Raw genomic sequence first — 14,284 nt, 5'->3', positions numbered from 1 at the left:
GCTGGGAGCGAGGTCCATTCCTCGACTCCGTAACACCATCCATGTGAGGGACGACCGCCCGCCTTCCAAGCAAGCCGCGCGAAGCGCGCATTCAACAGCGCCGTAGCAAGCGCGGCTTGCTTGGAAGGCAGACCGGGGCCCGTTACCCCATCTACAGAGCTCTCGCAATGACGGAAGTCAACTGACGATTGCGTTCAATTCGCCTTGGCACGCGGCGAGAGGCCGGCGATGACGAAATCGATCATTTGATCGATCGTGGGGCCCGGCTTGGTGGCGCATTGCGCGATCATCTGCGGGTGGAAGAACCGCATCATCGCGGTGCAGGCACAGAGCGAGGCCAGTTGCAGGTCGGGCGCCTCGAATTCGCCGGAAGCCGCGCCCTGCCCGATCACCTGGCCGAGGGTCGCGGCGATACACTCCATATGGGCGACGCAGACGTCCCAGTCCTCCTCCATCGCGATCTCGACCATCTCATGCAGCTTGGAGTCACCGACATATCGCTCGGTGTTCATGCGGTGGATGGTCTTCATCATCTCGCGGAGGCGCACCGAGGCCGGCCCAGGCGCCTGCGCGATCCGCTGCGCCTCGACCTCGACCTCGCCCATCAGGGTTCGCGCCACGCCTTCGTGGATCGACTTCTTCGAATCGAAGAAGCGATAGACGTTGGCGGGGCTCATCCGCAGTTCCTTGGCGATATCGGCGACCGTGGTCTTCTGGTAGCCGATCTGCCGGAACAGACGCTCCGCCACCACGAGAATCCTTTCCCGGGTGTCCGTCTCGATGTGTTCCGAAATCAGCGTCATGTCAGCTCTCAATGTTCAATTATTCTGCCGCGTCGGCAAGCGGAATTGCGTGCGGCCCCTTGATCGAATGCTGCGGCGCAAGATCAGGCTGCTCGGCCTGACCGCTTTCTTCCAGGCTCTTCCTGAACCACAGGGCATAAAGACCGGGCAGGTACAGCAAGGTCAGGAAGGTTGCAACAAACAAACCGCCCATGATGGTGATCGCCATCGGGCCCCAGAAGGCGGAGCGCGACAGCGGGATCATGGCCAGAATCGCCGCCAGCGCCGTCAGCACCACCGGGCGGGCACGCCGGACGGTGGCCTCGACGATGGCTTCCTTGCGCGTCAGGCCCTGGGAAACGTCGGCCTCGATCTGATCGACCAGAATCACCGCGTTGCGCATGATCATACCGGCGAGCGCAATCAGGCCGAGCAGCGCCACGAAGCCGAAAGGCTGGTTGGCAATGTTAAGGCCGAGCGAGGCACCGACGATGCCGAGCGGCGCGGTCAGGAACACCAGGATCAGACGCGAGAAGCTCTGCAACTGGATCATCAACAGCGTCAGCATCACCAGCGCCATCAGCGGAAACAGCAGGGCGATCGAAGCGTTGCCCTTCTCGGATTCCTCGAACGCGCCGCCCGGCTCGATCCGGTAGGCCGGCTCGAGATGGTCGCGGATTTCCTTCAGTTTCGGCCAGATCTGATTGGTGACGTCGGGCGCCTGGACGCCGTCAACGACGTCGGTGCGCACCGTAATCGCCATATCGCGGTTGCGCCGCCACATGATCGGCTCTTCGTGGGAATACTCGATCTTGGCGATCTGCTGCAGCGGCACGGCAACGCCGTTGCGTGACGTCACAGTGAGGTCACCGACGCTCTTGAGATCGAGCCGTTCAGACGGCACCGCGCGCGCGACCACGCCGACCTTCTCGATGCCGTCGCGAATGGTCGTAACCTGCGCACCCGAGATCAGCATGGCAAGCGCCTGCGAGACGTCCTGCGGGGTCAGACCGAGCGCCCGTGCCCGGTCCTGATCGACGACGAGCTTCAGGTAAGGCGATTGCTCATTCCAGTCGAACTGCGGCTCCACGACGTTGGGATTCTGCTTCATGACGTCGCGCACCTTATAGGCGATGTCGCGCACGGTGTTGGCGTCGGGGCCGATCACGCGGAACTGCACCGGGAAACCGACCGGCGGGCCGAAATTGAAGCGGTCGACGCGCACGCGCGCTTCGCTCAGATCACCTTCCGCAACCGCCTTCTCCAGCCGCGCCTTGATGCGCTCGCGGGCTTCGACGTCCTTTGAGACAATCACGATCTCGGCAAACGCCTCGTTCGGCAGTTGCGGATTGAGGCCGAGCCAGAAGCGCGGCGACCCCTGGCCGACATAGGCAGTGTAGGTCGCGATATCCTTGTCGTCCTTCAGCAGCGCCTCGGCCTTCTTCACGGATTTCTCCGTGACGTTGAAGGCGGTGCCTTCCGGCAGGCGCAACTGCAGGAACAGCTCCGGCCGCTCCGACAGCGGGAAGAACTGCTGCTGCACGTGGCCGAAGCCCACGATCGAGAGCACGAACACGCCGACGGTTGCCAGCACCACCTTGACCCGGTGATCGACACACCACTGCACCACGGCGCGCAAGCCCCGATACATCCGCGTCTCGTAGATCGCGTGCGGGTCGTGGTTGTGGTGGACGGCGATGTTGGGCAGCAGCTTGACGCCGATATAGGGCGTGAAGATCACCGCGACGAACCAGGAGGCGACCAGCGCGATCGCCACGATCCAGAAGATGCCGCCGGCATATTCGCCGACCGCCGAATTGGCAAAGCCGATGGGGAGGAAGCCAGCGGCCGTGACCAGCGTCCCCGTGAGCATCGGAAACGCAGTTGATTCCCAGGCAAAGGACGCCGCGCGGACGCGGTCCCAGCCCTGTTCCATTTTCACCACCATCATTTCCACGGCGATGATGGCGTCGTCGACCAGGAGACCGAGCGCGATGATCAGCGCGCCGAGCGTGATGCGGTGCAGGTCGATCGACATCGCGTTCATGACGACGAAGACGATAGCTAGCACGAGCGGCACCGACATCGCGACCACGATGCCCGTGCGCCAGCCGAGCGCCACGAAGGAGACGAACAGCACGATCGCGAGCGCCTCAATGAAGGAGTGCACGAATTCGCCGACGGCGCGCTCGACCACCTTCGGCTGATCGGCGATCTGCTCGACCTCGATGCCCTGCGGCACGGCCTTCATGAAATCGCTGGTCGCCTTCTCGACCTCCTTGCCGAGTTCGAGAATGTTGGCGCCCTTTGTGGTGACTACGCCGATGCCGATCGCAGGCTTGCCTTCCTGGCGGGCGACGAAGGTCGGCGGATCGACGAAGCCGTGGGTGACGGTTGCGATATCGCCGAGCCGGAACACGCGGCCGTTGCTTTCGACCGGCGTCTCGGCCACCGCCTGGGCGCCGTCGAGCGCACCGGTGACGCGCAGCGGCACGCGCTGCGAGGAGGTTTCCACCGTGCCGGCGGGCGTCACGTTGTTCTGCTTGGCCAGCGAATCGAACAACGCCTGCGGCGTGATGCCGAGCGTCGCCAGCTTGGCATGCGAGAATTCGACGAAGATGCGCTCGTCCTGGTTGCCGTAGAGATTGACCTTGGTAACGCCAGGCACTTTCAACAACCGCTGGCGCATGCCCTCGGCAGTCTTCTTCAACTGCGCGTAGTCGGCGCCGTCGCCGGTCATCATATAGAGAATGGAATCGACGTCGGAGAACTCGTCGTTGACGTTCGGTCCGAGCAGGCCCGCGGGCAACTGGCCCTGCACGTCCACCAGCTTCTTGCGCAACAAATAGAACAGGTAGGGCACGTCCTTCGGCGGGGTCGAATCCTTGAACGTGACCTGCAGCGCCGTGAACGACGGCTTGGAATAGGTCTGCACCTTCTCGAAGAACGGCAGTTCCTGCAGCTTCTTCTCGATGGGATCGGCGACCTGGGTCTGCATTTCCTGCGCGGTCGCGCCCGGCCAGATCGCCGAAACGTTGACCACCTTCACCGTGAAGAACGGATCCTCGGCGCGGCCAAGCCGCTGGTAGGAGAAGAAGCCAGCAGCGCCTAGCATGATCATCAGGAACAGGATCAGCGTCGGATGGCTCACCGCCCAGCCCGAGAGATTGAAGCGCTTCATGTCACTCTCCAGATCCGAAAAACGTAGCCATGGCCGTCATCGCGATCGCAATGACGAACTAGAACGACAGCGAGGAAACCACCCGGACCTTCTGGGCCGGATCGATCTTCTGCACGCCGAGCGCGACCACCTTGGCGCCTTCATTGACGCCGCCTGCGATCACGACCGAATTGCTCTCATAAGATTTCACGACCACCGGCTGCAGCTTCACCGCGCCGGCATCATCAACGATATACAGTGAGGGATTGGCGCCCTGGCTGAACAGCGCCGACAGCGGCAGCTTTGCCACGCGCTCGGTGGCGGCATCAGCGAGCGTCAGCGTCGCGGTCATGCCGAGCGAAACCTTGTCGTCGGCTTCCGGCAACGAGAATTTCGCAAGATAGGTTCGGGTCGCTGGATCCGCCGAAGGCGCGATCTCGCGCAGCTTCGCGGCATATTTCTTTTCCGAATCCGACCACAGCGTCACGGTCGCTGTGCCGGCCTTGGCACGCCCGACCAGTGTCTCCGGGATAGCGACCACGGCTTCCTTCTCGGCAAAGCGCGCGACGCGGACCGCGGTCTGGCCGGAGGCGACGACCTGGCCGGGATCGATCAGGGTCGCGGTGACGACGCCGCGGCTGTCGGCCAGCAGCGTCGCATAAGACAGAGAATTCTTGGTGAGTTCGACCTGCCGCTCGGCGCGATTAAGGCGGGCGCGCGCTTCATCGGCCGCGGCGCGGCTCTGATCCATCTGGGCGTCGGTGGTCCAGCCCTTGGCGCGCAGATCCTTGGCACGCTGCTCGGCGGCGCCAGCCTGCGCCAGCACGCCGGTGGCGGCGCGGAATTCGGCCTCCGCCTGCTCGGCCTGCAGCTTCAGATCGACCTCGTCGAGGGTGGCCAGCGGCTGGCCGATATCGACGGTCTGGCCGACCTCGACCAGACGCCTCGCGACCTTGCCGGGAACCCGGAAGCCCATGTCGGTCTCGATCCGGGGCCGGATGGTGCCGACAAAGCTGCGTTCCGGCGTCTCGGCCGCATAATGCACGGTGGCGATCAGAACTGGACGTCCGGGAGCAGCCGTTTCAGCCGCCTTTTCATTGCAGCCGGCCAGCGCGAACACTGCAAAGGCCAGCGATGCACCCGTCAAAAGCCTGTAATAGTTAGAGAAAATGGAACGGGCGAACATTCGGACTCTCCATCGCAGGATCTGATGAAGAGTATTGAATGCTCACTGACGAATGTCAACATTCGTCATCGGTCATCATTTCGTGATGAGAAATAGGTTAAGAGGTAATTGCTTTCCCAGAAACCGAAGGGCGAACGGATCGAAACCGGGGCTTTAGCCCCCGATGAGCGACGCGACGGCCGCGGTTGCAGCCGCATGTCGCTGCGCTCATGCGAGCAAGCCCACGTCGCGTATTACGCGCGTCGCATCTTTCTGCGCGTGGTCTTGGGAGTAGTGTTCTTCGCGCTTCGTGCAGCCGGCAATGGCCGCTTGCTGCTCCGGCTGGTGGATTTCTTCGCAGCCTTCTTCACAGCCCGGGCGCTAGTGGTCTTCGCGGCCTTGGCTCTGGCCTTCGCGACTTTTGTTTTCGGAGCCTTGGCTTTCGGTGTCTTGGCTTTCGTGGTTCGGGCCGTCGCCGCGCTCCGCGCTTTCTTTGCCACGCGCGTTCGCCGTGCCGGCGTGGCCGCGACCGGCGATACCATCAGCGGATCGGAAACAAGCCCGTCGGCGGCGAGCGGTACATAGGCCAGCGCGCGTTCGTCCGCCCTCAAGCCCGGCTCATCCGCCTTCAGCGCCTGGCTTGCGGCTTCCGTCGCGGTGCCGGCGATGCCTTTCACCTTGTCGGTGAACTTTTCCAGAATCGATTTGTCCTTGGCCATGTCGTCTCCCTCAGCTTCCTCGACATGGAACTAACCAACCCGGCGGCACCGGGTTCCTGGACGGAAACCTCACTCCGCCAACTGAAACCGCTCAAAGCGATCAAGTTCTTCCTCGATGCGGCGTTTGTAGTCCTTGCGCGCGCCCTTCGCCGCGCCCTTGCCGACCCAGCTCCATTTCTGCATCAGGAGCTTTTTGTTCGGGCGGTCGGTCTTGAGGTCGATGACGGCAACGATGTCTTCGCCGACCAGGACCGGCAGCGCGAAATAGCCGAACAGGCGCTTCTCCTTCGGCACATAGGCCTCGAAGCGGTGGCCGTAGTCGAAGAACAGTTCGGTGCGTTTGCGCTGGATGACCAGGGGATCGAACGGGGAGAGGATGTGCACCGGACTGGCAGCCTCGCCAGCCGACAGAGATCCATCCGCTTCCAGCACCTCGGGCCGCGCCCAATGCTCTTGCTTGCCGGCGCCCTCGAGTGCGACCGGCGCCAATTCCTTGCGCCGGACCCTTGCCTCGATCAGGCGGCGGACCGCTCCCTTGCTCGGCGCGTCGAGATGGCAGATCGAATCGAGGCTGACGACGCCCTGCGAGCGTAGCGCACGGTCGAGCAGGTAGGCGGTGATTTCAGCCGTCGAGGCCGGCTTCGGCGGCTTGTCCCAACCGAAATGCCGCGTCATCAGTTCATAGGTCTTCAGCATGCCGGTGCGTTCGGAGATCGTCACCTCGCCGGTGTAAAAAGCAAGCTGCAGCGCCCGCTTCGAGGGTTTTCTGCTCTGCCAGAGATGTTCCTTCTCGGTCAGCACGTCGTCCTCGATATCGCGGATGGTCAGCGCGCCGTCGCGCCGCAACAGCCGCATCACCTTGCGGGTGTCCTCGGGCTTTACGGAAGCAAACCATCGATGGCCCTCACGCCGGTGCTCCCGCATCGCCGGAACGAAAAAGCGGAAATCCTTCGCCGGAACATAGGACAACGCATGCGTCCAGTATTCGAACACGCTCTTGTCGACGCTCTGCGCCTGGCGCAGGTCCGCGCGGGCGTAGGCCGGGATTCGGCTATAGAGGATGTGATGATGGCAGCGCTCGATGACGTGAATGGTGTCGATCTGCACATAGCCGAGATGGTCCACCGCCGCCGCAACCGCCTGCGGTCCGGCACCGAACGGCTCGCGCGTATCGAGCCGCTGGGCTTGCAGCCAGATTCGCCGGGCTTCGGTTTTGGTCAGGGGTCGGGGTTCAGTCGCGCGGGGCATCGCGCGACAATGTAGCGGGATTCGCGCGTGAGGGGAGTCCCGGGTTCCGTGGTCGCCGGAGCGCGGCGCGAACTCAGCTTACCGCTTCGGCCGCTCCCCCACGCTGCCGGTTGCGATCTCGGCCTCGCAGGAGGCGCGGCCGGGCTGGGGCGCATGGCATTTGTAGACGTGCCCGGTGAGACGATCGACCAGCCACGCGCTCTCCTCTGTCGGGCTTTCGAACCCGACATAGCGGCTGCCGAGCGAATTGATCAGCGTCGACAGCAAAATTGCAGCGGCGATCATCGCCGCTCCTATTAGTGTTGGCATTGAACTTCCGGAACCGGCAGGCTCCGATGCGCTGGTACGATAACCTTGGTACTCACGCTGACGCTTGACTGACTGTAACACCCGCCCCGCCCGTTTGGTTGCCCCGAACGAATTCTTCTTCAGATTTTTTTGTGAGTCGATTTGCTAGGCGCGCATCTGGCCGATTTGTTGTCCAGAGATCGGCGCTGGCGCGACGGTACACAGTTTTTCTTTTCTGAAGCGAACTGCGGATAGTAATGCAGCGGTCGCTTATCCCGCAAAACTCCGGATGCAACCCTGCTGGCACCGTCCTGTCACTGCCGTGCGTTGTGCTGCGGGACATTGAGATCGCCGAATCGCTGCGGCTCGGATCGCTGCACAGCGCGAGTAGCCTTTATCAAACTTGGCGAAAGCCTGATACCGACGTCGAGACCGGCCAGACGACGTCCGACGTCGCAGCAGAAGTGACGGTCGAGGCCGAGACGATTCCGGCCCGCGGTAGCGCGTCTTGTTTACCAGTGTGACTTGAATCACATTCGTCGCTTTGAACCCATCCTATGATCGCAGCATCAAAACGTCATGCACGCCAGTATGCAGGCGTTAACAGTGAGGATTGGACAATGACCCGCTTTCTTTCAATCACGACTATCGGCGCCGCGCTGTCGATGACAGCGGGCCTGGCGGTCGCCGGCGACACCGTCTCGGCCGACAAGATCCTGGACGCCTTGAAGCCGAAGCCGGGCGCGACCCGCGGCCTTTCGAGCGGCCCGCAGCAGCCGGTGGATGCCGCCGTGCAGGCCAAGGAAACCAGCTTCGTCAACACGCTGCGCAACCGCAAGACCCGGTCGCTGTCGCTCGGCGAGCGTCAGGAGATTGCGGAACTTGCCGCGAGCAAGCCGAAGATCGATCTCGAAATCCAGTTCGACTACAATTCGGCCGACATCAGCAAGGGCTCAGTGACCGCGGTGCAGGAGCTCGGCAAGGCGCTCTCCGATTCGAGCCTGAAGGGTTCGACCTTCGTGGTCGCCGGTCATACCGACGCAATCGGCAGCGAGACGTATAACCAGGATCTTTCCGAGCGCCGCGCCGACACGATCAAGAAGTACCTGACCGAGAAGTACGGCATCGCCGGCGCCAATCTCGTCACCGTCGGTTATGGCGAGACCAGGCCGAAGGATCCGAATGCGCCGACGGACCCGACCAACCGCCGCGTTCAGGTCGTCAACATGGACACCAAGACCGCCTCGAAGTGAGGTTTTTGAAGACCGATCCGCCTGCCGCTTGCGGCAGGCGGATCTCCATTCGTCGCAGCCGCGATATGCGACGTAACGGCTCGCCAATCCTTCGCAATCAACACCTTGTTGAGAATCTCCCTGATCTTTGACGCCAGCAAGGCCTGGGTGACGGGCTTCTGCAGCAACGACACCCCGGGATCCAGCCGGCCCTGATGCACGATCGCATCCCGCGAATAGCCGGTCATGAACAAGACCTCAGGCCGGACCGTTCGCGGGTGGCCTCGCTCCACGACTGCAACAACGATCGACGATCTCCAGATTGCCGCTGATGATCGTGAGCAGATTGTTGAAGTCGTGGGCCACGCCGCCGGTCAATTGCCCGATCGCTTCCATCTTCTGCGACTGTCGAAGCATGTTCTCGGCCTCGCGCCGATACATACCCTCCTGCGGGAGGGCGACTCGCCGCACTAAGCTGCGACGGCGACGGCAGCGCGAGCACCTTCGGCAGCAGCGGCCACAGCATCGCCGCCGTCACAATCGTCATCCGGCTGCACGTTCGGCGATCGGCACAGTGCCGCTCAGATCCAGTTCTGGAAGATCATCAGGCGGCTGAACGTCGCCATCGAGGTACCTATGAACGCGGCCGATACCGGCAACATTGCGGCAAAGCCGGCAAACCCGACCGCAACGTAGGTCCATAGCAGCCATCCCGGCATGCTGCCGCGTTTCAAGGCATACACCAGCGCGAAGTTCGCCGTCGTTGCGGCTGGCAGGTAGTAATAGATGAAGCCCAGCGTTCGCGGCAGCAACGCCCATGCGAGGTATGGGCCGAAATAGAACGCCAATACCAGGAAGGCATCGACCCGCCGCGTTACGATCCAGTCGCGCAGACAGATCACGACGGCAATCAGCGCAGGCCACAGGATCAGCGGGTTGCCGAGGAAGACCACGGCGGCGATCTGGTCGTCACCGATCTTGTCAAAGAGATACCAGACCGGGCGCACCAGGAACGGCCAGGACGGCCATGAACTCATGTAGGTGTGGCCTGCGATCGCAGTCGTGGTGTTATCGCCAAAGATCCGCCGTTGCGCTTCCAGGATATCTGGAACCGAAAATCCGTACAGCGGAGTGAACGTCGCGAAGTAGACGGCGGCTGGAATCAGAATGAAGCACGCTGCAAAGTGCCAGGCCTTGAAGCCGGGCCAAAGATCGGGCCGGTACCAATCGTCGGGCCGGGCATCGGCGAATTGGGTGCGCCAGCTTTGCATCAGGCGGATCACGGCGACGATGACGATGCAGACCGCGAGCACGAACAGCCCGCTCCATTTGCAGGCAATCGACAAGCCGAAGCCGATCCCGGCAAGCGCGAACCACAGATGCGGCCGCTGTCTTCGAAAGCCGTGCATGAACGCCGCGATGGCGAACAGGCCGAAGGTAAGCGCGAAAATATCCAGCATCGCGATCCGCGATTGCACGAACAGCATCTGGTTGAAGAAGGCAAGCAGGCTCGCTGCGATGGCCGGCCCCTGCGCCGCGAACAGTGCCAGGCCGCACAGATACATGGCGACGATGGCGAGCGATCCGAACAGGACGCCCGGATAGCGCCAGCCCAACGGCCCATCGCCAAACGAATGGATCGACAGCGCGATGAACTGCTTGGCGAGCGGCGGGTGCATCGGATTGAGCGTCGGCTGCGGCATTATTGGCTCGAGCATCTGCCGCGCCGCCGGCACGTAATGCACCTCGTCGAAATAGAATTTCTCCGGCGTGGTGACGCCGATCAGCATTGCGAAATGCGCGAGAACAAACAGCACTGCTGCGATGATGCCCGCGCGCATCATCGAATCGGGCAGGACATAATGTGATGGGGCTGCTGGCTTCACAGACAATCTGGTGCGGAATCAGGGACTGGATGACATCGCGGCAAATTTGAGTGTGGCGGCTCCGGATTTTTATGTCCACCGCATTGAACGCGTTTCAACGGCACCGCCGGCCCGCAGCCGGTCGGCAACACGCTCCACGGCGGCGTGGGTTTGAGGGTCAGTTATTAGAAATGTGTAGGGTGGGCAAAGGTGCGCTTTGCGCCGTGCCCACGATCTCTCGGCAGACTGTCATCGTGAATGGTGGGCACGCTGTCGCTTGCCCACCCTACGAAACCTGCGCTACGCCGCGCTCTTGCCCTCATATGCGCGCTTCAGGCTTTCGATGTCGAGCTTGACCATGCCCATCATCGCCTGCATCGCGCGCTGCGCCCCGGCTGTGTCGGAACCGCCGATGTATTTCATTGCCGCGGTCGGCACGATCTGCCATGACACGCCGTAGCGATCCTTCAGCCAGCCGCATTGCACGGCCTTGCCGCCGTCCGCTAGCAATGCGTCCCAGAGCCGATCGACCTCGGCCTGATCGGCGCAGTCGATCTTGAACGAGACGGCGTGGGTGAAGTCGAGTGGCTTGTTGCCATTCAGCGCCATGAACCGCTGGCCGGCCAACGTGAATTCGACCACCAGCACCGAACCGGCCTTGCCGGCAGGACTATCAACGGTGTTCTTTTGGACTTTCTCGATCCGGGAATCGGGCAGCAGTGAGACGTACAGGTTTGCGGCCTCCTCGGCCTCGCTGCTAAACCACAGGCAGGGGGAAATCTTGGACATCGGAGAACTCCGGATTGCGACAGGCTTGAACTGGTCAGGCTTGAGCCATGGCGGATTGGGCGGCAGCGACATCCATCCACATCACTTCCCAGTGGTGCCCATCAGGATCTTCAAAGCTGCGGCCATACATGAAGCCATAATCCTGCTTCGGACCCGGATCGGCACCGCCGCCCGCGCCTTTCGCCCTACCAACCACATCGTCCACCGCGTCGCGGCTGTCGGCGGAAAGGCAGATCAGGACCTGGCTCGTGGCCTTGGCGTCGGCGATCTTCTTCGAGGTAAACTGCCGATACTTGTCGTGCGTCAGCAGCATGACGTGGATGGTGTCGGAAAACACCATGCAGGACCCCGTGTCATCGGAGAATTGCGGGTTCTTTTCGGCGCCGATCGCCTGATAGAAGGCGGTCGAGCGGGCGAGATCGCTGACCGGCAGATTGACGAAGATCATTTTGGCCATCATCGGGTTCCTTTTTTGGAGGGCTCGAGCCAAGGACGAACCCGCCGCGGCGGATCCGACATCCTCTTTCAAATTATTTTTCGGGCAGCGAAGTGGCGTGCGGTCGCCGGTATCCGGCGGCGAATGGCCGCTATCTGCCCTTGAAGTCGGGCTTGCGCTTTTCGGCGAACGCCTTGACGCCTTCCTTCAGGTCTTCGCTGTCCCTGATGACATCGAGCAGTCGGCGCACCTCGGCGACCCCTTCCAGCGGTCCCTTCGGCATGGCGTCGCGGGCCAGTTTCTTCAGCGCGCGGACCACCAGCGGCGCGTTGGCGGCGATCTTGGCCGCCATCTGCTGGGCGAGTGCGACATGCTGGCCCTTCGGCGCGACCTTGTTGACGAAGCCGATCTGGTAGGCGCGCTCCGCCGACATTTCCTCGCCGACCAGAAGAAACTCCATGGCGATCTTGTGCGGCATGCGCGCCATCACCGAGGAGATGCCGCCGGCGGTAGTGCCGATCTTGCCCTCGGGATAGATGAAGCGCGTCGTCTCCGATGCCACGCACATGTCCGCCATCTGCACCAGCACGAACGCACCGCCGACGACCCATCCTGACGTCGCGGCAATGACCGGCTTGTCGAGTTCGACGCCCAGGCCGGGCACCGCGTGCCACATATTGACAGGGAGATCCTTCACGTCGGCGCCAACAGAGAAATACGCGTCCTCCGACGATGCGAGCACCGCCACGCGATCGTCGCTGTCGTGGAAACGCTGCCAGGCCTGCCTAAGTTCGTCACACAGCGCGTTGTTGAGCGCGTTGTGCGAGGATGCGCGGTCCATCGTGATGGTGGCGACGTGACCCGTGCTCTCGTAGCGAACAAGCGTCATGGTATTCCCCGCGACATCCGCACGAAGGCGGCCTTTGTTATTACTTCTTCTCGGCGGGATCCCGGTGCACCGGATCGACCCACAGCACGGTTTCCGGCTTTTCCACCGGCTCGATGTCGAGGTTGATCGCCACCGCCTCGCCGTCGCTCCGCACCAGTACGCATTCCAGCACCTCATCGCGGCTGGCGTTGATCTCCTGATGCGGCACGTAGGGCGGCACGAAGATGAAATCGCCGGGGCCGGCTTCCGCGGTGAACTGCAGATGCTCGCCCCAGCGCATCCGCGCCTTGCCCTTCACCACATAGATGATGCTTTCGAGATGGCCGTGATGATGCGCGCCAGTCTTGGCATCGGGCCGGATCGTCACGGTGCCCGCCCATAATTTCTGTGCGCCGACGCGCGCGAAATTGATCGCAGCCTTGCGGTCCATGCCCGCCGTAGACGGCACGTTGGGATCGAGTTGATTGCCGGGAATGACGCGGACGCCGTCATGTTTCCAGCGCTCAGCATCGCCGTGCGAATGATCGTGATCGTGGGAATGGGTGTGGTCGTGCGTGCCGGTCATTGTGCGCCTTCCCGGAAAATCGTTCGTCCGAACGGTATCGAAAATCAGGGCCGCAAACCAGAAGATTAAGCGAGCCGGCGGCGCATGGGCGCCCCGGTTTTCGTCATGGCCGGGCTCGTTGCTCGACGATCCACGCCCTGGTGCCTGCCGAGCCTCAGCGCCGTCTGGACATCACATCCGTGTTAACGACATTCGTCGGCGCGCCCGCGGCATAGGCCAGGATCTGGTCGAAAATATCCGTGAACTGGATTTCGTATTCGTCGCGCGAGACGTAGCCGAGGTGCGGCGTGCAGACCACGTTGTCCATGGTCAGCAGGGGATCGTTGACGTCGCGGAGCGGTTCCCTTTCATAGACATCGATTGCCGCCATGCCGGGCCTGCCGGCGCGCAGCGCATTGACCAGCGCATTCGGCTCGATCAACGGCGCGCGGCTGGTGTTGACCAGGAGCGCGGAGGGTTTCATGCGCGCGAGATCTTCCGCCTTGACGATGCCGCGCGTGGCGTCGACCAGGCGCATGTGCAGCGAAAGCACGTCGCATCGTTCGAAGAAATCAGCCTTGCTGGCGGCGGTCGCGTAGCCGTCGGCACGGGCCTTCGCCATGGCCGGATCGCGCGCCCATACCAGCACGTTCATGCCGAACGCCTTGCCGTAGCCGGCGACGACGGCACCGATCCGCCCATAACCGTAGATACCGAGCGTCTTGCCGCGGAGCGTGCGGCCGACGCCGATCTGCCATTTGCCGGCTTTCAGCGCTGCCATCTGCTGCGGGATGGCGCGCATCGCGGCCAGGATCAGGCCCCAGGTGAATTCGGCGGTCGCATAAGACGGCGTATCGGCATGCTGGCTGGATGACACGACAATGCCGAGCCGGGTGCATGTTTCGATGTCGATATGCGGATAGACGCTGCGCTGGCTGATCAGCTTCAGTGTCGGCAGGCGCTCCAGCAGCGGCGAGCGTATTTGCGTGCGCTCGCGGATCAGGACCAGCGCCTCGGCATCCTGCAGGCGTTCGGCCAGCACGTCGACGTCCTGGACATGATCGTTCCAGATCGTGACGTCATGCCCGGACAGTTTCCCAAAGCAATCAAGGGTGCGCAGCGTGTCGAAATAATCGTCGAGGATCGAGACCTTCACGATGCGCTCCC

The 14,284-nt window shown here is 62.6% G+C and carries 15 protein-coding genes and 1 pseudogene; 2 read left to right on the top strand and 14 right to left on the bottom strand.

All coding sequences use genetic code 11. The features are described from left to right. Positions 1-194: 194 nt before the first annotated feature. The 6 genes from V1288_RS18450 to V1288_RS18425 all read right to left on the bottom strand — a co-directional run bounded on the left by V1288_RS18450 (position 195) and on the right by V1288_RS18425 (position 7,383). Positions 195-803 carry a TetR/AcrR family transcriptional regulator gene (locus V1288_RS18450; protein ID WP_334358381.1) on the bottom strand — a complete coding sequence of 203 codons (609 nt, stop codon included), beginning with the start codon at positions 801-803 and terminating at the stop codon, positions 195-197. Positions 804-822: 19 nt separating this feature from the next. After that, positions 823-3,963, bottom strand: coding sequence for an efflux RND transporter permease subunit (locus V1288_RS18445; protein ID WP_334358380.1), 3,141 nt, complete (start codon positions 3,961-3,963; stop codon positions 823-825). A 58-nt stretch (positions 3,964-4,021) separates the two neighbouring features. Continuing rightward, a complete protein-coding gene (locus V1288_RS18440) occupies positions 4,022-5,128 on the bottom strand; it encodes an efflux RND transporter periplasmic adaptor subunit (protein WP_334358379.1) in 1,107 nt (368 codons plus the stop codon). Between the two features lie 233 nt (positions 5,129-5,361). After that, positions 5,362-5,826 carry a hypothetical protein gene (locus V1288_RS18435; RefSeq protein WP_334358378.1) on the bottom strand — a complete coding sequence of 155 codons (465 nt, stop codon included), beginning with the start codon at positions 5,824-5,826 and terminating at the stop codon, positions 5,362-5,364. A 69-nt stretch (positions 5,827-5,895) separates the two neighbouring features. After that, positions 5,896-7,074 carry a winged helix-turn-helix domain-containing protein gene (locus tag V1288_RS18430; RefSeq protein ID WP_334358377.1) on the bottom strand — a complete coding sequence of 393 codons (1,179 nt, stop codon included), beginning with the start codon at positions 7,072-7,074 and terminating at the stop codon, positions 5,896-5,898. A 78-nt stretch (positions 7,075-7,152) separates the two neighbouring features. Then, the gene (locus V1288_RS18425; protein ID WP_334358376.1) at positions 7,153-7,383 is read right to left on the bottom strand and encodes a hypothetical protein; all 231 of its coding nucleotides are present in this window, start codon (positions 7,381-7,383) and stop codon (positions 7,153-7,155) included. A 236-nt stretch (positions 7,384-7,619) separates the two neighbouring features. On the opposite strand from V1288_RS18425, the gene V1288_RS18420 reads away from it, so the two are divergent. Together V1288_RS18420 and V1288_RS18415 are read left to right on the top strand one after the other, a co-directional pair. Then, entirely contained in the window at positions 7,620-7,886 is a 267-nt protein-coding gene (locus V1288_RS18420; RefSeq protein WP_334358375.1) for a hypothetical protein, read from the top strand. Between the two features lie 96 nt (positions 7,887-7,982). Then, on the top strand, positions 7,983-8,615 hold the full coding sequence (locus V1288_RS18415; RefSeq protein WP_334358374.1) for an OmpA family protein: 633 nt from the start codon (positions 7,983-7,985) through the stop codon (positions 8,613-8,615). On the opposite strand, the gene V1288_RS18410 is transcribed toward V1288_RS18415, so the two are convergent. The 8 genes and pseudogenes from V1288_RS18410 to V1288_RS18375 form a co-directional block, all read right to left on the bottom strand. Then, positions 8,576-8,848: a hypothetical protein gene (locus V1288_RS18410; RefSeq protein ID WP_334358373.1), complete on the bottom strand. Its 273-nt coding sequence runs from the start codon at positions 8,846-8,848 to the stop codon at positions 8,576-8,578. The genes V1288_RS18415 and V1288_RS18410 overlap by 40 nt on opposite strands. 14 nt (positions 8,849-8,862) lie before the next feature. Beyond that, positions 8,863-9,138: pseudogene (locus V1288_RS34075) on the bottom strand (hybrid sensor histidine kinase/response regulator); the annotation flags it as partial. A gap of 37 nt (positions 9,139-9,175) precedes the next feature. Beyond that, positions 9,176-10,438 (bottom strand): phospholipid carrier-dependent glycosyltransferase, encoded by a 1,263-nt coding sequence (locus V1288_RS18400; RefSeq protein WP_334361348.1) that lies wholly within the window; start codon positions 10,436-10,438, stop codon positions 9,176-9,178. A gap of 321 nt (positions 10,439-10,759) precedes the next feature. After that, the gene (locus tag V1288_RS18395) at positions 10,760-11,248 is read right to left on the bottom strand and encodes a VOC family protein (protein WP_334358372.1); all 489 of its coding nucleotides are present in this window, start codon (positions 11,246-11,248) and stop codon (positions 10,760-10,762) included. Positions 11,249-11,282: 34 nt separating this feature from the next. Further along, on the bottom strand, positions 11,283-11,705 hold the full coding sequence (locus V1288_RS18390; protein ID WP_334358371.1) for a VOC family protein: 423 nt from the start codon (positions 11,703-11,705) through the stop codon (positions 11,283-11,285). 130 nt (positions 11,706-11,835) lie between these two features. Beyond that, entirely contained in the window at positions 11,836-12,573 is a 738-nt protein-coding gene (locus V1288_RS18385) for an enoyl-CoA hydratase/isomerase family protein (RefSeq protein WP_334358370.1), read from the bottom strand. Positions 12,574-12,613: 40 nt separating this feature from the next. Beyond that, positions 12,614-13,138 (bottom strand): cupin domain-containing protein, encoded by a 525-nt coding sequence (locus V1288_RS18380; protein ID WP_334358369.1) that lies wholly within the window; start codon positions 13,136-13,138, stop codon positions 12,614-12,616. Between the two features lie 154 nt (positions 13,139-13,292). After that, positions 13,293-14,273 carry a D-2-hydroxyacid dehydrogenase family protein gene (locus V1288_RS18375; RefSeq protein ID WP_334358368.1) on the bottom strand — a complete coding sequence of 327 codons (981 nt, stop codon included), beginning with the start codon at positions 14,271-14,273 and terminating at the stop codon, positions 13,293-13,295. Positions 14,274-14,284: the final 11 nt, after the last annotated feature.

This window comes from Bradyrhizobium sp. AZCC 2176 (assembly GCF_036924645.1).
In the GTDB taxonomy this organism is placed as follows: Bacteria; Pseudomonadota; Alphaproteobacteria; order Rhizobiales; family Xanthobacteraceae; genus Bradyrhizobium.
The sequence above is the reverse complement of the archived record's forward strand: the minus strand, read 5'-3'. Positions and strand labels throughout refer to the sequence as shown.